14 protein-coding genes are annotated in these 18,204 nt (G+C 71.5%); 1 reads left to right on the plus strand and 13 read right to left on the minus strand.

The features are described from left to right. Window positions 1-78: 78 nt before the first annotated feature. From ACSHXC_RS25280 to ACSHXC_RS25340, 13 genes are all read right to left on the minus strand, one after another. Window positions 79-1,437: a vWA domain-containing protein gene (locus ACSHXC_RS25280; RefSeq protein WP_438293780.1), complete on the minus strand. Its 1,359-nt coding sequence runs from the start codon at window positions 1,435-1,437 to the stop codon at window positions 79-81. A gap of 84 nt (window positions 1,438-1,521) precedes the next feature. Next, the gene (locus ACSHXC_RS25285) at window positions 1,522-2,796 is read right to left on the minus strand and encodes a PP2C family protein-serine/threonine phosphatase (RefSeq protein WP_438293781.1); all 1,275 of its coding nucleotides are present in this window, start codon (window positions 2,794-2,796) and stop codon (window positions 1,522-1,524) included. After that, a complete protein-coding gene (locus tag ACSHXC_RS25290; RefSeq protein WP_438296814.1) occupies window positions 2,793-5,345 on the minus strand; it encodes a tetratricopeptide repeat protein in 2,553 nt (850 codons plus the stop codon). The genes ACSHXC_RS25285 and ACSHXC_RS25290 overlap by 4 nt, the downstream gene beginning before the upstream one ends. A gap of 50 nt (window positions 5,346-5,395) precedes the next feature. Further along, window positions 5,396-6,676, minus strand: a complete 1,281-nt coding sequence (locus ACSHXC_RS25295) for a hypothetical protein (RefSeq protein ID WP_438293782.1) — start codon at window positions 6,674-6,676, stop codon at window positions 5,396-5,398. A gap of 95 nt (window positions 6,677-6,771) precedes the next feature. Beyond that, window positions 6,772-7,707 (minus strand): glutamate ABC transporter substrate-binding protein, encoded by a 936-nt coding sequence (locus ACSHXC_RS25300; protein WP_438296816.1) that lies wholly within the window; start codon window positions 7,705-7,707, stop codon window positions 6,772-6,774. Window positions 7,708-7,892: 185 nt separating this feature from the next. Next, window positions 7,893-9,269: a hypothetical protein gene (locus ACSHXC_RS25305; protein ID WP_438293783.1), complete on the minus strand. Its 1,377-nt coding sequence runs from the start codon at window positions 9,267-9,269 to the stop codon at window positions 7,893-7,895. Window positions 9,270-9,463: 194 nt separating this feature from the next. Then, window positions 9,464-10,441, minus strand: coding sequence for an N-acetylglucosamine kinase (locus ACSHXC_RS25310; protein ID WP_438293784.1), 978 nt, complete (start codon window positions 10,439-10,441; stop codon window positions 9,464-9,466). Continuing rightward, entirely contained in the window at window positions 10,438-11,703 is a 1,266-nt protein-coding gene (locus tag ACSHXC_RS25315; RefSeq protein ID WP_438293785.1) for a 6-phospho-beta-glucosidase, read from the minus strand. Before ACSHXC_RS25315 ends, ACSHXC_RS25310 begins: the two co-directional genes overlap by 4 nt. A gap of 12 nt (window positions 11,704-11,715) precedes the next feature. Next, complete coding sequence (locus ACSHXC_RS25320; RefSeq protein ID WP_438293786.1) at window positions 11,716-12,603, minus strand: carbohydrate ABC transporter permease; 888 nt, start codon at window positions 12,601-12,603, stop codon at window positions 11,716-11,718. A gap of 1 nt (window position 12,604) precedes the next feature. Continuing rightward, window positions 12,605-13,549, minus strand: coding sequence for a carbohydrate ABC transporter permease (locus ACSHXC_RS25325; protein WP_438293787.1), 945 nt, complete (start codon window positions 13,547-13,549; stop codon window positions 12,605-12,607). 7 nt (window positions 13,550-13,556) lie between these two features. Beyond that, window positions 13,557-14,894, minus strand: coding sequence for an ABC transporter substrate-binding protein (locus ACSHXC_RS25330; protein WP_438293788.1), 1,338 nt, complete (start codon window positions 14,892-14,894; stop codon window positions 13,557-13,559). A gap of 48 nt (window positions 14,895-14,942) precedes the next feature. Continuing rightward, window positions 14,943-16,148 (minus strand): ROK family transcriptional regulator, encoded by a 1,206-nt coding sequence (locus ACSHXC_RS25335; protein ID WP_438293789.1) that lies wholly within the window; start codon window positions 16,146-16,148, stop codon window positions 14,943-14,945. 201 nt (window positions 16,149-16,349) lie between these two features. Next, window positions 16,350-17,411: a mechanosensitive ion channel family protein gene (locus tag ACSHXC_RS25340; protein ID WP_438293790.1), complete on the minus strand. Its 1,062-nt coding sequence runs from the start codon at window positions 17,409-17,411 to the stop codon at window positions 16,350-16,352. A gap of 250 nt (window positions 17,412-17,661) precedes the next feature. Here ACSHXC_RS25340 and ACSHXC_RS25345 point away from each other — a divergent pair, with 250 nt between their 5' ends. Next, complete coding sequence (locus tag ACSHXC_RS25345; RefSeq protein WP_053727372.1) at window positions 17,662-18,198, plus strand: HNH endonuclease; 537 nt, start codon at window positions 17,662-17,664, stop codon at window positions 18,196-18,198. Window positions 18,199-18,204 lie beyond the last annotated feature (6 nt).

Below are 18,204 nucleotides of genomic sequence, written 5' to 3' on the forward strand. Positions count from 1 at the left end.
TTTGTCTCTCGGTACTTCTCGGTACTTCTGCGCGTAACCACGCCTATTCGGGCACGGCCACTTCTTATTCGCTTCCTGCTACTTCTTGACGCGAACGGTCTTGGTGGAGCGCGTTTCGAGGGTCATCTCGTCCGCTTCCGCGACCTTCGCCTTCAGTCGCACAGTACCCGTCGCCTCGTCGACGACGTCCACCACCTTCGCAAGGAGTTTCGCGGTATCCGCGTTCCCCGAGGCGGCGGCCAGTTGCACCGCCCGGCCGAGCTTGGCGGTCGCCCCGTCCACATCGCCCGACTTGCGGGCATCCAGACCCTGTTGGATGACCTGTGCCAGTTCGGCCTGACCCGTGTAGTGCGCGACCTGCGGGTTGATGGAGGTGGAGGCCGCCATGTCGTCGGTCCACACCGCCCGCACCAGGCCCTGCGAGAGGACCTGAGGCGCCCCGCCCTCGCGGTCGGGCACGATCAGCGAGACGCGGGCGGCGAGCATCTCCTGGCCGATTCCGGCCTCGGGAACCTGTACGCACACGTGGTAGTCGCGGGACTCGTCCCCCCAGGAGCCGGTCGGGTAGTCCCCGGCGCGCGGACCCGACTCGGTGCGACGGTCCGTCAACTCCTCGACGGTGGGCGCCACTTGCTTGACGAACTTGATCTCCACGCCGACCGGGGTCCACAGGCGCAGAGCCACGTCCGCGACCTCCTTGCCCATCGCGTTCTCCATCATCTGCGTGAAATCCGCCGCCAGATTGGCCGGATCCGCGACGATGTCCGCGGTGCCGAGCAGCGCGGAGGCGATCGAGGTGACCTCCTTGACCTCCCAGTCGGTCCCCACGCCCCGGGCGTCACAGGTGAACCGTCCGGCGCAGGCCGTCAGGGTGGAGCGCAGGTCCTCGGGCGACTCGTGCTCGTTGCGCCCGTCGGTGAGCAGGATGCCGTGCCGGATCGGGACGTCGGCCGCCCCGAGCAGCCGGTCGGCGAGCCGCAGCCAGGTGCCGATCGCGGTGCCGCCGCCCGCGCTCAGCTTGCGCAGTGCCTCTTTCGCCTGCGTACGGGTCTGGCCGCCGGCGGTCGCCAGGCGGCCGTTGCCCGGGTAGATCTCACGGGCGATGTGGGTGCCGCCGACGACCGCGAAGGCGACCCCGTCGCGCAGGGTGTCGATGGCGGCGGCCGTCGCGTCGCGGGCGTTGCGCATCTTGGTCGGCGGGTAGTCCATCGAGCCCGAGCAGTCCACCATGATCACCACGGCCGCGGTGGGCGGCTGGCCGGGTATGTAGGACGGCGCGGCCGTGGCCGCAGTGAAGGGGGCGCCGCCCAGGGTGCCGCCGCCGGTGGAGGCCACCGTGACGATCGCGTTGACCTCGCGGCCGCCCTCCGGCAGGAACTCGTTCTGGTACACCTCGACGGAGAACTGCGGCACGTTGGACTTGGAGAAGTTGGCCATCGGAAAGGCTCCTTGAGGCTCCATGGACCTGAAGTGAAAGAAGTGAGAGAAGCGACGCAATAGGGCTGCAATAGGGACGGAGGCCTAGTTGTAGGCGGATCCTGCCCCTTGCTGCTCCACTGCGAACGGCAGCACGGCCACCGTTACGTTGTCGTGGCCCCCGCCGTCCAGGGCGTGCCCGACGAGCACCTGGGCGCTGTGCAGCGGCCGTTCGGCGGCGTCCGCCGGGATGACGCGGGCCATCTCCTCGGCGGCCTCCGCGTAGTTCCACAGGCCGTCCGTGCAGACCACCACCACGCCGGAGCGGTCCGGCTTGAACGAGGCGGTGTGCGGGTCCAGTTCGTACGCGTCGGCCCCCAGCCACCCCGTGATGGCGTGGGCGCGCTCGTCGGCGTAGGCGTCGGCCTCGCTCATCAGGCGGGCGGCGACCATCTGCGCGGCCCAGGAGTCGTCCTCGGTGAGCCGGGCCGGGGCCGTCGCGCGGTCGTCCGGCACCCAGTACGCGCGGCTGTCGCCGACCCAGCCCACCACGAGAAGCCCGCCCGCCGAGACCGCCCCCACCAGCGTGCAGGCCGGCGCGTTCTGATGGCGGTGCGGATCGTCCCGGTGCACCTGACCGGGCTCGGCGGCAAGGGAGTTGACGGCCTCGGCGGCGGACAGGATCGCGTCGTGCATGGCCTGCTGGGGGTGGGTGCCCTGGGGCAGGGCGGCGAGCAGCGCCTCGTTGGCGGCGGCGGCCGCCGCGGCGGACGCCTCGTCGGGACGGGTCGCCGACGACACCCCGTCGCAGACGATCGCCACGACGGCGGGCGAGCCGTCGGGCAGCGCGGTCGAGGACAGCGCGAAGGAGTCCTCGTTGCGGTGGTGGCGCAGCCCCCGGTCGCTCACCGCGGAGACCGAGCCGAGCTCCTGCTCCATGTGGTCGCGCTCGCGCGGCTGGGCGTGCCCGCAGTTCTCGCAGTACCCGTCGTCGTCGACCCGGCCGGCCCGGCACGCCACGCACACCTTGGCGGCGGGCGCCGGGGGCCGGGCGACATGGGTGTCCGGGTCGGGCTCGGCGGCGCGCGGATCGGGCGCGGGGTGGGGGTGCCCCCGGTCGAGCGAAGCCGAGACCGGGGGAGGGTACTCGTCCACCCCGTCGCCCCCCGCCACCGGCTCGTCCGTCCTTGTGGCGTACGGGAGTTGGGGATCCGGCGCCGCGGCGGCCGGGGATGCCATCTCGATGGTCGGATGGTCGAGCGGCGGCTCGGGCACGGCCGACAGGTCGTACCCGCAGGCCCCGCAGAACAGGTCCCCCGTCTCCAGCGGCTCTTCGCAGCCGGGGCAGGCGGCCGGCTGATGCGTCTGCGACATCGTCACACCCAGGTCCGGGGGCGGAATCGGTTGGCCCGTTCCACCAGGTCGATCCTTTCCTCGCCACGCTGTGCGAGCCGGGCGAGCACCCGGTACGAACGTTCCAGACCGAAGCGCAGGCCCCGCTCGTCGACTTCGCTGCCGAGCAGTGCGGTCTTCGCCTGCCCGGCGCCGGTGCTCCCCGACAGTACCCAGTCCAGGGCGGTGCCCAGGACCTCGGTCGCCAGCTGTTCACGCCGCACCGCGTCCAGACCGAACCCGTCGAGCGCCTCCACCTGGGCCGCGGCGGCCGACAGGTCCTCGATCAGCGGGTCCTGCGGGGCCCGGCTGCGCAGCCGCGCCCGCACCGCCGCGACGCGCGCCGCCGTGTAGTGGATGGAGGCCTCGGGCACCGACTCCAGGGTGCGTACGGCGCTGGTGCGGTCCCCGGCCGCGAGCTGCACCCGGGCCAGGCCGAAGGCGGCGCTCACATAACTCGGGTCGGTCGTCCACACCAGGCGGTAGTACTCGGCCGCGTTGTCGAGCTGGCCCAGCACCTCCGCGCACACGCCGAGGGCGAGCTTGGGGGCGGGCTCGCCGGGGAACGCGTCGTAGATCGCGTCGAAGGACAGCGCCGCGTTCTCGTTGTCGCCCGCCGCGAGAGAGGCCAGGCCCCGGTACCAGACCACCCGCCAGTCGTCCGGGTGGTCCATCTCCAGGGATTCGAGCGCCTTGGCGGCGGAGACCCGCTCGTTCATGTCGAGCCGGGCGCGCAGCTCGCGCAGCCGGCGCTCGATGGAGTCGGCCGGGGCCGAGCGCAGCGCGGCGATCAGCTCGGCGGGCGCGGCCGCCATCAGGCCCGCGAGGAACCCGGCGTTGGGGTCGCTCGGGTCCACGTGCGGCACGGGCAGCGCGAGCGAGGTGCCGCGCGGGTCGAGCGGCGCGAGCAGCGGCGAGGCGTGCCCGCCGCCGGTGGTGCCCTCGGCACGCGGCACCGGGATGGCGCCCTGCGTCGCCGGGTGCGGCAGGTTCGGGGTGCTCGGGGCGACGGCCGGGACGGGCGGGGCGCCCGCCGGAACAGCGGCCGGTGCCGGTGCCGGGGCGGCCGCGAGCGCCTTGCGGGCGCGTCTGCCCACCGGGGCCACGCGGGCCCCCAGCCGCGAGACGTCCCCGCTGTGCTCGGCGAACAACTTCGTGTCCGTGACCCGCAGTTCGGCGCCGAACAGCGTGGAGAGCGCCGGCCGGGGACGGCCCGTCTGGAGCGCCACGACCTCGCGCAGGACGCCCGTCAGCTGCTCCGCCATCTCCTGCGCGGAGGCGAACCGGCGCGCCGGGTCCGGGTCGGTGGCCCGCACCAGGAACCGGTAGAACGACTCGTACTTGCGGAACACCTCGATGTTGTCGGGGTCCGGCAGGCTGTCCGCGTAGACGTTCGTGTAGCCCTGGAAGTCGAAGGTGAGGACGGCCAGGGTGCGCGCCACCGTGTACAGGTCGGAGGCGACCGAGGGGCCGAGCTCGGCGACCTCGGGCGCCTGGTAGCCGACCGTGCCGTAGATCGCCGACTCGTCGTCGTCCATGCGGCGCACCGCGCCCATGTCGATCAGCTTCAGCTGGTCCTCGGTCTGGATGGCGTTGTCGACCTTGAAGTCGCAGTACAGCAGGTTGCGGCTGTGCAGATGGCCGAGCGCCTCCAGGGCCTCGATGCCGTACGCGCAGGCCTGCTCGACGGGCAGCGGGTCACGCTTGCCGGCCGTCGTGCGCCGCTCGTTGGCTATCTCCTTCAGCGACTTGCCGCCGACGTACTCCATGACGATGTAGCCGTCGAGCGAGCCGGTGCGCTGGTCCAGGTGCTCGACGAAGTTGTAGATCCGCACGATGTTGGAGTGCTCGATCTCGGCGAGGAAGCGCCGCTCGGAGATCGCCGCCGCCATCGCGTCCTGGTCGCCGGTGTCGAGCAGGCCCTTGAGGACCACCCAGCGGTCCGAGACCGCGCGGTCCACGGCGAGGTAGACCCAGCCGAGCCCGCCGTGTGCCAGACAGCCCACGACCTCGTACTGGCCGTGCACGATGTCGCCGGTGTGCAGCTTCGGCACGAAGGAGTACGGGTGGCCGCACTTGGTGCAGAAGCCCTCGGTGCGCCCGGGGCGCTCGCCGCGCGAACGGCCCACCTGCGCCCCGCAGTCCGAACGCGAGCAGAATCGCTTCCGCTCGGGGACCTCGGGGCGCTCCATCACCGCCGAGCGCGGATCGGGGCGCGGCACCTCCGGCACCGACACCAGGCCCGCGCCGAGCCGGCTGCGCGCCGAGGAGCTCGCCGCCTTGCCCGAACTGCGCACCGACACCGACCGCGAGGTGCTGCCGCCGGTCAGCGAGGACAGCCGCCCGGAGACCGAGCGCCGCGACGTCGAGGACCGGGAGGTGGAGGACCGCGACGAGCGCGAGGACGAGCGCGAGGACTGCGAGGCCGAGCCGTGCCCGCCGCCGGTGATCCCGGTGGGCGGCGACGACACCAGCCCGTTGGGCGACACGACCGGCGCGAGGCCGCACGTGTCGCAGTACAGCTCGCCGCCGCCCATGTCCTCGTACGAACCCGCGCAACCGGGGCGCTGGCACTGGGTGTTCTCGCTCACGATTCCCCCTTCTGGTCAACGGGCCCGGGATGTCTCGGGACCAGTACGTCGGCCGCCGCCCGCTGATAGCGGAGCACCGCCTCTTCGGCGACGCGCAGATCGCAGGGCGCGGACCACAGCATCCGGCGGGCCGCGTCGTACCGCTCGATCAGGAGCGGATCCTCGGCCATGCCGTGCCGGGCGACCTTCGCCTTGTACGCGTCGAGGCGCCCGCGCAGCTCCGCGCGGACCGCCAGCGGCGCGGTGACCGCCGTCAACGACTCGCGGGCGCGCAGCAGTTCGTCCTCGGCCTTCTGCTCAAGCGATTCGAGCAGCGGCGAGAGCCGGTGCCACTGCGCGTGCCTGCGGTACTCGGCGGCGGTCGCCAGCTGTTCCTGGAGCGCGATCGACGGGCCGCTCACGGCGGGCACCTCGCTCGCGGCGATCTTCGCGAGGACCTCGCCGCGCGCCGACCGGGCCTCGGCCAGCGTGCGATCCGCCCGCGACAGTACATCCCGCAGCCGGACCAACCGCTGCTCGGCGTCCTGCCGGACCGTCAGGACCGCGTCAATTTCGCGGCGTACGTCCTCCAGGGCGCGGGCCGCCCGGTCGTAGCGCCCGGTGTCGGGGCGGCCGCCGCCCGGCGCGGAGCTGCCCGGCGCGGGCACCCAGAACGCCAGTGGGTCGGAGATCACCTGGGTGCGCAGGCCGGTCAGCTCGGCCGTGATCGACTCCAGGTCGTCGCCCGAGGGGTGCTCCCCGGGCCGCACGCCCACCGAGTGCGCGAGGCCCCGGGTGCGGTGCAGCTCGGCGGCCAGGAGGTCTATCCGGGCGGGCAGCGCCGACCACACCGCGTCGGCGGCCACGACCAGGTCGAGCGAGTGCGCGTACAGCTCGTTCATCCGGTTCACGAGCTCGCCGAGCGTGAACCGCTCGGTCAGCCGCGCCGGGCCCCCGGCCAGCGTCGGGGCGCCGTGCAGGGCCGCGCCCGACAGCGTCACGGACTCGCCGCGCAGCCGCTCGGTCAGCTCCACCAGATCCTCCCGGCCGAGCCAGCGCCGCCTCGCGCGCAGCTCGCGGGCGGACTCAAGGGCCGCCGTGTACGCGTCGAAGTACGCCCAGAGCAGGGAGATCGACTGCTCGGTGGACGCCCAGCGCTCCTTGGTGACGCCGGTGAGCCCGGCGCCTTCGAGGAGCCGGCGCCCGGCATGGTCCTGGAGGGCGAGCAGCGAGGTCTCGATGGCCTCGTGCTCGGCGCCGAGGCGTGCCAGCGCACGGTCCACCTCGTCCCGGTCCATGACCGGCTCCGGGGATCCCCCGGTGGAGCTGGGGGAGGGTCCCGCGCCCATCGATCACCTCTCCGCTCTGTGGTACGACGCCGCCGTCAACTCGCTCATCCTGTCCGGTACTTGGGTGCCGGTGGCCCGGATATGCCGGGCAGGTCGGCGGCGAGCCACTTGCGGTACGCCGTCATCCACGGGCTGCCGGCCCCGCCGTTGCGGTAGTCCACCAGGACCTGGTTGATCCGCTGCACCAGGTCGGTGTTGCCGAGCTTGACGGCGGCGCCGTAGTACTCGGTGGTGAACGGGCTGCCCTTCAGCTGGACCGCCGGGTCCTGGGCGGCCTGGCCCGCGGCGAGCGCGTTGTCGGTGACGACCGCGTCCACCAGGTTCTGCTGGAGGCGCACCAGGCAGTCCAGCTGGTTGGGGACCGTGAAGTCCTGGTAGTCCGCGCCGTGCGGGTTCGCCTTCAGGGCGTCGAACGCGGTGGAGCCGGCCGCCACACAGACCCGCTTGCCCTTCAGCGAGTCGTCGAAGCCCGTGATGGCGGAGGCCTTGGGGGCGAGCACCTGCTGGCCCGCCTCGAAGTAGGCGGTGGAGAACGAGGCCTGCTTGATGCGGGTGCAGTTGACGGTCATCGTGCGGACGACGACGTCGACCGTGCCGTTCTGGAGTGCGGGAATGCGCTGGCTGGTGGGGATGGCGCGGTAGATGACCGCGTTCTCGTCGCCCAGGATGTTCTTCGCGATCGCCTTCACCAGGTCGATGTCGAAGCCTTCGAGGGTGCGCGTCGTCGGATTGCGGTAGCCCCAGCGGAAGCTGTTCTGGTCGACGCCCGCGATCAGCTTGCCGCGCCGCTTGACGGCCTCGATGTTCGGCCCGTCCGCCGAGGACGGGGCCAGGCTCGCCTCCGGGTCCTTGCAGTCGTCGGCCTTGGCCTGGACGCCCTGCGCGACGCCGGGGCCCGCGACGCTCGCCGCCGCGTCCTCGCCGCCGTGCCCGGTCAGCGGGACCAGCGCGCCCGCGGCTACCGCGAGCGCGAGGGCCATCCCGGCGACGCCGCCCCAGCCGCGCAGCCGCCCGGCCCCGCGCCGCGTGCGCAGGGCCCGGCCGGGCAGGCCGGGGCCGGGGGCGGCCGGGTGTGCCGGATCCACCGAGCCGTTCGCGCCGCTCATCTCGACCCCTCTCGCCGATCCGCCGCCGGTGGTGCGTCCGTTGCCGCTGTCCATGCCGCTCACCTGTACTCCGCGAGCCGGCGGCTGATGCCGACGCCGGCGCCCGCCGCGGCGAGCACCGCGAGGACGGCCGCGCCCAGCGGGAGACCGGTCAGGGCGCCGCGTCCGTCGGAGGCGGCCGTGGTGAACTCGTGCTGCTCGTGGGCGATCGCCGAGTCCAGCGCCTGGTCCACCTGGTCGAAGCACTCCCCGGTGGAGCCCTTCGCGCCGATGACCTGCGTCAGCGCGCCGTCGTAGTCGCCGCTGTCGTCGGTCCTGCGGGCCGCCGTGTGGCGTCCCTGCCAGGCGGTCATGTCGTCCTTGGCCTTCTGCACCGGGACCTTGCCCGCACTGTCGTCCGCGAGCTTCACCGCCGCGCCGAGCTGGTCGGAGAGCGACGTCATCTCCTTCGTGAACGACGTCTCGTACACGTCCTTGCCGTCCTTGAGTACCGCGCCCCGGGCCACCAGCGTCAGGTTCTCGTTGGCGCGGGCCTGGAGCGAGCTGATCCGGGCGTCGTTGAGGACCTTCAGGGACTCCTGGCCGTGCGCGCGCGAGGTCGACAGGTCGGAGGAGGCCACCGCGTGCCCCACCACCAGCCAGAGCAGCACCACCGTGGAGGCGGCGGTCGCGGCGAGCAGGCCGTGGTTGAACACCCGGTTCGTCCGCAGGAAGTTGCGGCGCTGCACCCATACGAGCCCGCCGAGCGCCACCAGGCCGAGCGCGGTCGCCGCGTACGGCCAGGTGTCGGCCTGGTCGTAGTCGTCGTAGAGCCGGCCCGTCTCGGCCTCGTACAGCTTCTGCGCGGCGGGCAGCAGGCTGGTGCTCATCTTCTGGTTGGCGAAGCGCAGATAGGCGCCGCCGACCGGGAAGCCCTGCCGGTTGTTGGCCCGCGCCTGCTCGACGAGGCCGTTGTAGAGCGGGAGCTGCTCGTTCAGGGTGGCTATCTGCTGGGTCGACTCGGCCGAACCCGTCGTGTTCGCTGCCGCCTTGACCAGCAGGCGGGAGGCGGTCGCGATGTCCGTGTCGTACCGCTTGCGTACGTCCAGGGGCTCCTGGCCGCCCGCGAGGAACCCGCTCGCGGCGGCCGTGTCGGCGTCGGCGAGGGAGCGGTAGATGGACGCGGCATCCGCGCTCAGCGGCTGGCTGCGGTTGACCACGTCGCTCGCCGCGGCCGAGCGGTCCGAGATCTCCCAGGCGGTCACGCCGCCGAAGGCGACGACGAGGAGCGCCACGACCGTACCGATGATCCACAGGCGGCCGGGCTCGGTCGTCGCGGCGGCGCGCAGCCTCTCCCGGGTCTCGGCCCAGCTCCGGTGTGTGCCGGGTCGCTGCGCCGCGACCCGGGCCGCGGACTCCCGCGTCCCCGGTTCGCGCACGTTCGGCGGATTCGCCACCTGACCTCCCCCTCGGTCGCTGCCTAGGCAGTATGGCCGCAGGGACCGACAACCATCCAGGGTTGTCTGGATCTTGTTACCTGTCGTACCGCGCCCCTGGGGGGTGTCCGGCACCCCTTGGCCCCCTGCCCCACGTCCCCACCATGTATACGCGTCGGCGATCCGTTCGGTTCCACAGGGACCCGCCCGGATCGCTACCGCACGTACTGGGCGCGCAGCCGCGCGTAGACCCCGTCGGGCGCGGAGATGTGGTCCAGGCCCAGAAGTCCCGCGCCGAGCACGGGCGACGTGGTCACCACCCGGGGCACCGCCTTGGGGGCCAGGACAGCCAGCAACTCCCTTACCCCGTCGTCCAGTTGGGGATGCCGGGCCGCGAGCACGCTCCCGCCGAGCAGCACCGGCGTCTCCACCTCCAGGAGGCCGAGCCGGTCCAGGGCGACCGTGGCGAGGGCCACGATCTCCTCGGCCTGCCGCTCGACGAGGGAGCGCGCCACCGGGTCCCCGGCCGCCGCGACCTCGAACAGGACCGGGCTCAGCTCGTGCCTGCGCACGGCCGGGATCTTCTCCAGGTGCAGCGCCTCGATCAGCTCGTGCATGGAGGAGAGCCCGAAGTGGTCGGGCAGGGCCGCCGCGAGCGCGGTCGGGCCGCCGCGGCCGTCCTCGGCGCGCGCCGCGAAGAACAGCGCCTCCTCGGCGAGCCCGCCGCCCCCGCCCCAGTCGCCGGAGATCTTCCCGATCGCGGGGAAGCGGGCGGTGCGCCCGTCCGGGGTCATGCCGACGCAGTTGATGCCCGCGCCGCACACCACCGCGACCCCGCGCGGCTCGGCGCCGGGGGGCAGCCCGGCGCGCAGGATCGCGAAGGTGTCGTTGTGCACCCGCACGGAGTCCCCCCAGCCGCGGGCTTCGATGGCAGCCGCCAACTCCCTTTCCTCGACGGGCAGATCGGCGTTGGCCAGGCACGCCGAGACGTGCTCGACCCGCAGCGGTTCGGCCCGGTGCGAGGAGAGGTAGGCCTCCTCCACCGTGGTGGCCAGCATGTGCAGGGCCACCTCGACGCCCACCGACGGCGGCCGGAACCCGCCGCCCCTGGCGCTGCCGAGCACCGTTCCGTCCGCACCGATCAGTGCCACATCGGTCTTGCTGTTGCCGGCGTCGATCGCCAGCACACTCATGCCCACGCGAGGTGCTCCCGGTTGTGCTCGATCAGCCGGTCGGTGAGCCCGTCGGCGTATGCGTACTGCCCGACCAGAGGGTGCGCGAGCAGCGCCCGGAACACCCGGTCGCGCCCGCCGCGCAGGGCGGCCTCCAGGGCGAGGTCCTCGTACGCGGTGACGTGTGCGATCAACCCGGCGTACAGCGGGTCGAGTTCGGGCACCGGCAGCGGGACCGCGCCCGTGCCGTCCACCCGGGCCGGCACCTCGATGACGGCGTCGTCGGCGAGGAAGGGCAGCGTTCCGTTGTTGTACGTGTTGACGACCTGGACGGGGCTTCCGCCGTTGCCGAGCAGGGATGCCGCGAGGTCGACGGCTGCCTCCGAGTAGAAGGCGCCGCCGCGCTTGGCGAGCAGCTCGGGCTTCTCGTCGAGCGCCGGGTCGCCGTACATCGCGAGCAACTCCCGTTCCATGGCGGCCACTTCGGCGGCCCGCGACGGCTTGGTGCCGAGCTCGCGCACCACCTCGTCGTGCGCGTAGAAGTACCGCAGGTAGTACGAGGGGACGACGCCGAGCCGGTCGAGTACCTGGCGCGGCAGGCGCAGGTCGTCGGCGATGGTGTCGCCGTGCTCGGCGAGCAGCTTCGGCAGGACGTTGCCGCCCTGGGGCCCGCCGAGCCGCACCCCGAGCTCCCACGTCAGATGGTTGAGGCCGACGTGGTCCAGGTGGACCTCGGCGGGCGTCACCTGGAGCAGGGCCGCGAACTTGCGCTGGAGGCCGATGGCCACGTTGCACAGCCCGACCGCCTTGTGCCCGGCCTGGAGCAGGGCGCGGGTCACGATGCCCACCGGGTTGGTGAAGTCGATGATCCAGGCGTCCGGGTTCGTACGGCGGACGCGCTCGGCGATGTCGAGGACGACCGGCACGGTCCGCAGCGCCTTGGCGAGGCCGCCCGCGCCCGTGGTCTCCTGGCCGACACAGCCGCATTCGAGCGGCCAGGTCTCGTCCTGCTGGCGGGCGGCCTGGCCGCCGACGCGCAGTTGGAGCAGCACCGCGTCCGCGCCCTCGACGCCCGCGTCCAGGTCCGAGGTGGTGACGATCTCCCCCGGGTGACCCTGCTTGGCGAAGATGCGCCGGGCGAGCCCGCCCACCAGGTCCAGGCGGTCGGCCGCCGGGTCGATCAGGACGAGCTCACTGATCGGCAGGGTGTCCCGCAACCGGGCGAAGCCGTCGATCAGTTCGGGGGTGTAGGTGGACCCCCCGCCCACTACAGCCAGCTTCATGTCAGCTCTCACTCAGCCTTTCACTCCGGTCAGCGTGACGCCCTCGACGAAGGCCTTCTGTGCGAAGAAGAAGACGAGGATCACGGGGGCCATGACCAGTACGGTCGCGGCCATGGTCAGGTTCCAGTCGGTATGGTGCGCGCCCTTGAAGGACTCCAGGCCGTAGCTCAGCGTCCAGGAGCCCGGCGTGTCGGACGCGTAGATCTGCGGTCCGAAGTAGTCGTTCCAGGCGTAGAAGAACTGGAAGAGCGCGACGGCGGCGATGCCGGGGCGCGCCATCGGAAGCACCACCTTGACGAGGGTGCGCAGCTCCCCGCACCCGTCGACCTTCGCGGCGTCCAGGTACTCGTTCGGGATGGTCATCAGGAACTGGCGCAGCAGGAAGATGGTGAACGCGTCGCCGAACGCCAGCGGGATGATCAGCGGCCACAGCGTGCCGGACAGGTCCAGCTGCTTCGCCCAGAACAGATACATCGGGATGATGATCACCTGGGGCGGCAGCATCATCATCGAGATGACCAGCATCAGCGACAGATTGCGGCCGCGGAAGCGGAACTTGGCCAGCGCGTAGGCCACCGGCACCGACGAGACCACGCTGAGCACGGTGCCGAGTCCGGCGTAGAGCAGGGTGTTCTTCCACCAGGTCAGAAAGCCCGGGGTGTCCCACACCTTGCGGTAGTTGGACCACGCCCAGTGGTGCGGTACCAGGTCCCGGGTGAGGGTCTGCTGGTTGTCCATCAGCGAGGTCAGCAGCAGGAAGACGAAGGGCAGCACGAAGAACAGCGCGGCCGCCACCCCGAGCGAGTGCACGGCGATCCACTGGAGCAGGGCCTTGCGGCGGGCCACCCCGGCCGCCGGGGTGGTGGCTTTGGCCTCGGTTGCGTCGAGGGCGTACGTCATGTCACTCACCAGCCTGGATGAGTCCGCCGCGGCGCTTCATGAGCAGCGCCGTGAAGACCATGGAGAGGGCGAACAGGACGAGGGCGACCACGCACGCGGAGCCGTAGTCGAAGCGTTGGAAACCCAGGTTGTAGACGAGCTGGGGCAGCGTCAGCGTCGACTTGTCGGGGTAGCCGGGCTCGAACTGCTGGCCCGAGTTGCCGATGATGCCGGAGGCGACTTTGCCCGCCACCAGTGGCTGGGTGTAGCTCTGCATCGCCTGGATGATCCCGGTGACCACGGCGAACATCACGATGGGCGAGATGTTCGGCAGGGTGACATAGCGGAACCGCTGCCAGGCCGAGGCCCCGTCCAGCTCGGCGGCCTCGTACTGCTCCTTCGGCACGTCGAGCAGCGCGGCCATGAAGATGACCATCAGGTCGCCGACGCCCCACACCGCGAGCAGGGTGAGCGCGGGCTTGGACCAGGACGGGTCGGTGAACCAGTTCGGGGCCGGGATGCCCAGATCGCCGAGGAGCGAATTGACCGGCCCGGTACCGGGGTTGAGCAGGAAGACGAAGCCCAGGGTGGCCGCGACCGGCGGGGCGAGGTAGGGCAGGTAGAACAGGGTGCGGAAGACGCCCGCACCCGTCTTGATCTTGGTGATGAGCAGGCCCACGCCGAGCCCGAACACCACCCGGCAGGCGACCATCACGATCACCAGCCACAGCGTGTTGCGCAGTGCCGGCCAGAACAGCGGGTAGTCGCTGAAGACGTACGACCAGTTCTTGAGGCCGTTGAAGGTGGCCGCGCCGAAGCCGTCGTAGTGGGTGAAGGAGAAATAGACCGTGGAGATCAGCGGGTAGGCGAAGAAGACGCTGAAGCCGATCAGCCAGGGCGACAGGAACGCCAGGGTCCGCAGCATCGACCGGCGGTGCTTGGCGCGCAGTGTGTACGTCGTGCTCATGGCAGGGCTACTTCGCCTGCGCGATCGCGGCGTCGATCTCCTGGGCGGTCCTGGCGAGCCCCGCCTTGATGTCGCCCTGCTTGCCGCTCTCGATGTCGTAGCCGAGGTTCTGCAGCGACACCAGGTACTGGCCGCCGTTGACGGAGGCCGGGCTGGTGGTGGAGTTCGGGTTCTGCGCGATGTCCAGGAACGTCTTGAAGCGCGGGTCGGCCTGGAGCTTGGGTGACTTGAGGGCGTCGAAGGTGGACGGCACGTTGTGGATGGCGTTGGCGAAGTTGACCACCGCGTCGGTGCTGGTGGTCATGAACTTGACCAGTTCCCAGGCCGCGTTCTGCTTCTTCGAGGTCGCTGCGATGCCCGCGATGGTGCCGGTCAGATAGCCCTTGCCCCACGTGCCCGCCTGGTCGTCGGGGACGGGCAGCGGGGCAACGCCGATCTCGAACTTGGGCTTGCTGTCCATCGCCATGCCGAGCCGCCACTCGCCGTCCATCGACATCGCGAGCTGGCCGGTGTTGAACGGGTTCGTGTCGCCGTACTCCTCGCCGAACGACGAGCGGTACTTCTCCAGCCTGGTGAAGCCGCCCAGGTCGTCGACGAGCTGCTTCTGGAAGGCGAGGCCCTTCTCGAAGGCCGGGTCCTTGGCGATGTTCGACTTGCCGCTCGCGTCGAAGTACGTCGGCGACCACTGCGCGAGGTAGTGCTCGGTCGTCGTCTCGTAGGCGTGGTAGTTCGGCATGAAGCCGAGCTGCTCGTACGAGTCGCCCTTGGGCTTCGTCAGCTTCTTGGCGTCCGCCGCGAACTGTGACCAGGTCTTCGGCGGGTCGGTGATCCCGGCCGCCTTGAAGGCGTCCTTGTTGTAGTAGAGCGCGTAGGAGTCGCCGAGCAGCGGCAGGGCGCAGCGCCTGCCCTGGAACTGGGTGTACTCGTTCATGGTCTTGGGGAACGTCTTCGCCGGGTCGATGCCGTCCTTCTTCAGGAACGGGGCGAGGTCGACGAAGGCGTTGGACGAGCAGAACTTGCCGACGTTGTTCGTGGTGAAGGACGACACCACGTCCGGGGCGCTGGAGCCGCCCGCGCGCAGCGCCTGGTTGATCTTGTCGTCGTTGATGTTGCCGACGACCTTGACGTGGATGTTGGGGTGCGCCGCCTGGAAGGCGTCCACGTCGGCCTGGATGGCCTTGACCTCGTTGGGGGCGCTCCAGCCGTGCCAGAAGGTGATCGTCGTGTCCTTGGACGCGTCGTCGCTCGCGCTGGAGTTGCTCTGGCCCGTACAGGCGGAGGCGAACAGGGCTATGGAGGCGGTCGCGGCCAGGGCGGCGGCCGACTTCCGGCGGATTCTGGGCATGGCGGTGTCTCCCGAAGAGGGCTGAGGGGGTGAGGGGGGAAGGGCGGTTCAGCGTGTGGTGTCGAAGACTTCGTCGCGCGTGGTGGCGAGAGCGGCCTCCAACGCGCCCCGCAGTACGGGGAGTCGGTCCACCTCGCCGATGACGAGCCGGGGCCGGGAGGCGGCCAGCTCGCCGAGTTCGGTCTGGACGAGCTCGCGCAGCGGCTCGCCCCCGGCGGCGATCAGGGCGCCGGACAGCACGACGAGCTCGGGGTCGAGCACGGCGACCATGGAGGCGAGCCCGGTCGCGAGCCCGGTGGCGAAGGCGCGGAGAAGCTCTCGCTCGGGCCCCTGCCCGGCCTGCGCACCCCGGACGATCAAGGCGGCGGCCACCTCGTTGACGGACCCGCCGGGGATGTTGCCGACCCCGAGCTCCCGGGCGAGCCGGGGCAGCGCCTGCCCGCCGGCCAGCTCCTGGAAGCCGCCCGAGTTCGCCTTGGTGACATGGCGTACGAGGGGAGCGCCCGGCACCGGCAGGAAGCCGACCTCGCCCGCGCCGCCGGTGAACCCGCGGTGCAGCCGGCCGCCGATGACGAGTGCGGCACCGAGCCCGCCCTCGTTCCACAGGAGCACGAAGTCGTCGTGGCCGCGGGCCGCGCCCAGGCGCTGCTCGGCGATCGCGGCGAGGTTCACGTCGTTCTCGTACTCGACGGGCATCGGCAGGGCCGCGGCCAGCTCGTCGAGCAGCGTGGGGGAGTGCCAGCCCGGCAGGTGGGAGGCGTAGCGCAGCCGGCCGGTGCCGGGGTCGAAGGCGCCCGGGGTGCCGATGACGACCCGGTGCACATCGGCCCGCGCGAGCCCGGCCGCCTTGACCGCCCCGTCCAGGGCGTCGGTCACCTGCCGCACCACGGACTCGGCGCGCCGCCCGGGGGTGGCGACCTCGAACTCCCCGACGACGCTGCCCGCCACATCGGCGACGGCGGCGCGAATCCGCTCCGGGGTGACGTCAAGTCCCGCTACGTAGGCGGAAGTCGCGTTGACGGAGTACAGCTGGGCGTTGGGCCCCGGGCGGCCCGCGGTCGTCCCGGTGGCGATGACGAGCCCGGCGGCCTGGAGCCGGGCGAGCAGCTGCGAGGCGGTCGGCTTGGAGAGCCCGGTGAGCTTGCCGATCCGGGTCCGCGAGAGCGGCCCGTGCTCCAGAAGCAGGTCGAGAGCGGCCCGGTCGTTCATGGCGCGGAGTACGCGCGGAGTCCCCGGGGTAGTACTACCGGCCACGACAGATCCCCCTGCCCTTCGGGCGCTGCTTCCCTATGTCACTGTTAGGAAAGTTTCCTATTTGATGGGGGAAACGTAGGGCGCGGGCGGGTGGCCCGTCAATGGCCTGGGCCTTGGCGACTGCCGAAGCGTTACCTGCGGACGCCCGAGGGGCGCCCTGCGGAGCGGTGTCCGGCGGGGCGCCCCTCGGGGGGTTCTCGCTTACTTCGCCAGATTCGGGTTCGGAATCGGCGTAGTCGCCAGCGACTGCGGGGACGTCGGGTTGGACAGGGCCGAGGGGGCGGCCACTGCGGCCGAGGGGTCCGATGCCGTCGGCTCCTCCGCGAGCGGCAGGCCGCCCACGATGCGGATGCCCGCCGCGTCCAGGGCCACCTTGATCCGCCAGCGCAGCTCCCGCTCCACGCTCAGCGCCTTGCCCGGCATGGTCTTCGCCGAGACACGGACCACCATCGAGTCCAGGAGCACCTCGTCGAGGCCGAGGATCTCCACCGGGCCCCACAGACGCTCGTTCCACGGCTCTTCCTTCGCCATGGACTCGGCCGCCTCGTCGATCACCGCACGCAGCCGCTCCAGGTCCTCACTCGCGCGGACCCGGACGTCCACCCCGGCCGTCGCCCAGCCCTGGGACAGGTTGCCGATGCGCTTGATCTCGCCGTTGCGGACGTACCAGATCTCGCCGTCCGCACCGCGCAGCTTCGTCACGCGCAGGCCGACCTCGATCACCTCGCCGGAGGCAACGCCCGCGTCGATGGAGTCGCCGACGCCGTACTGGTCCTCCAGGATCATGAACACGCCGGACAGGAAGTCCGTGACCAGGTTGCGGGCGCCGAAACCGATCGCCACGCCCGCCACACCCGCCGAGGCGAGCAGCGGGGCCAGGTCGATGTTCAGGACGCCGAGCACCATCAGGGCGGCCGTGCCCAGGATCAGGAACGACGCCACCGAGCGCAGCACCGAGCCGATGGCCTCCGAGCGCTGGCGGCGCCGCTCGGCGTTCACGAGCAGGCCGCCGAGCGCGGTGCCCTCCACCGCCTGGGCGCTGCGGTTCATCCGTTCTATGAGCTTGGTCAGCGCCCGGCGGACAAGGACTCTCAGGACCGACGCGATGACGATGATCAGGAGGATGCGGAATCCGACGTACAGCCAGGTCGACCAGTTCTGCTCCACCCAGCCCGCGGCCTCCGTGGCCGACTTCTGGGCGTCTTGGAGCGTCGCGGGTGTGGGCGGCGGCGATCCGTCGGCCAGGACGGCGGACCAGTTCACGGCAGGAACCTCCAGCGTTGCGGTGCCACAAAGGCGGTGGCAGACCCACCACACTAACGGGGCAAGAGCTGTGCTCCGTTGACGTGTTCGAGGGAGAAGGGCGCTGCGCCTGGGAAAGTAGGGAGTGTGGTCGAAAACACTTCGAGCCCGTTACCTGGACGTGGTGGCGCTTCGACCAGCCATGAGGAGAGACTGGAGAGCAGATCGTCCCGGCGCGAGCCACGCGCCGCCGGCGTAATAGGAGGCACCCGTGCCGCATGTCCTGGTCCTCAATGCGTCGTACGAGCCCCTCGGCGTCGTACCGCTTCGCCGCGCGCTCGTCCTCGTCCTCGAAAACAAGGCCGTCAGCCTTGAGGAGTCCGGCGCCTTCATGCATAGCGCGACCCGTGCCGTCGCGGCGCCCAGCGTCGTCCGGCTCAAGAGATTCGTACGGGTCCCCTACCGGGGGCCCGTTCCGCTGACCCGCCGTGCCCTGTTCGCCCGGGACGGCGGCCGCTGTATGTACTGCGGTGGCGTCGCAACCAGCGTCGACCACGTCATCCCGCGCAGCCGCGGCGGCCAGCACGCCTGGGAGAACGTGGTCGCCGCGTGCCGGCGCTGCAACCACGTCAAGGCGGACCGCCACCTCATGGAGCTCGGCTGGCGCCTTCGCCACCAGCCCGCCCCGCCCACCGGCCTCGCCTGGCGGATCATCGGCACGGGGCACCGCGACCCGCGCTGGCTGCCCTACCTCCAACCCTTCGGCGCGGACGACGCCCTGGCCCGGATCGACGGCATTTCCGCCTGACGCGAT

Origin of the sequence: Streptomyces sp. HUAS TT7, from assembly GCF_051550175.1 — a bacterium.
Lineage (GTDB): Bacteria > Actinomycetota > Actinomycetes > Streptomycetales > Streptomycetaceae > Streptomyces.

Coding starts and splice junctions, on each gene's coding strand:
- ACSHXC_RS25280 (WP_438293780.1), bottom strand. CDS start 1,437: ATGGCCAACTTCTCCAAGTCCAACGTGCCGCAGTTCTCCGTCGAGGTG.
- ACSHXC_RS25290 (WP_438296814.1), bottom strand. CDS start 5,345: ATGGGCGGCGGCGAGCTGTACTGCGACACGTGCGGCCTCGCGCCGGTC.
- ACSHXC_RS25295 (WP_438293782.1), bottom strand. CDS start 6,676: ATGGACCGGGACGAGGTGGACCGTGCGCTGGCACGCCTCGGCGCCGAG.
- ACSHXC_RS25300 (WP_438296816.1), bottom strand. CDS start 7,707: ATGGCCCTCGCGCTCGCGGTAGCCGCGGGCGCGCTGGTCCCGCTGACC.
- ACSHXC_RS25310 (WP_438293784.1), bottom strand. CDS start 10,441: ATGAGTGTGCTGGCGATCGACGCCGGCAACAGCAAGACCGATGTGGCA.
- ACSHXC_RS25315 (WP_438293785.1), bottom strand. CDS start 11,703: ATGAAGCTGGCTGTAGTGGGCGGGGGGTCCACCTACACCCCCGAACTG.
- ACSHXC_RS25320 (WP_438293786.1), bottom strand. CDS start 12,603: ATGACGTACGCCCTCGACGCAACCGAGGCCAAAGCCACCACCCCGGCG.
- ACSHXC_RS25325 (WP_438293787.1), bottom strand. CDS start 13,549: ATGAGCACGACGTACACACTGCGCGCCAAGCACCGCCGGTCGATGCTG.
- ACSHXC_RS25330 (WP_438293788.1), bottom strand. CDS start 14,894: ATGCCCAGAATCCGCCGGAAGTCGGCCGCCGCCCTGGCCGCGACCGCC.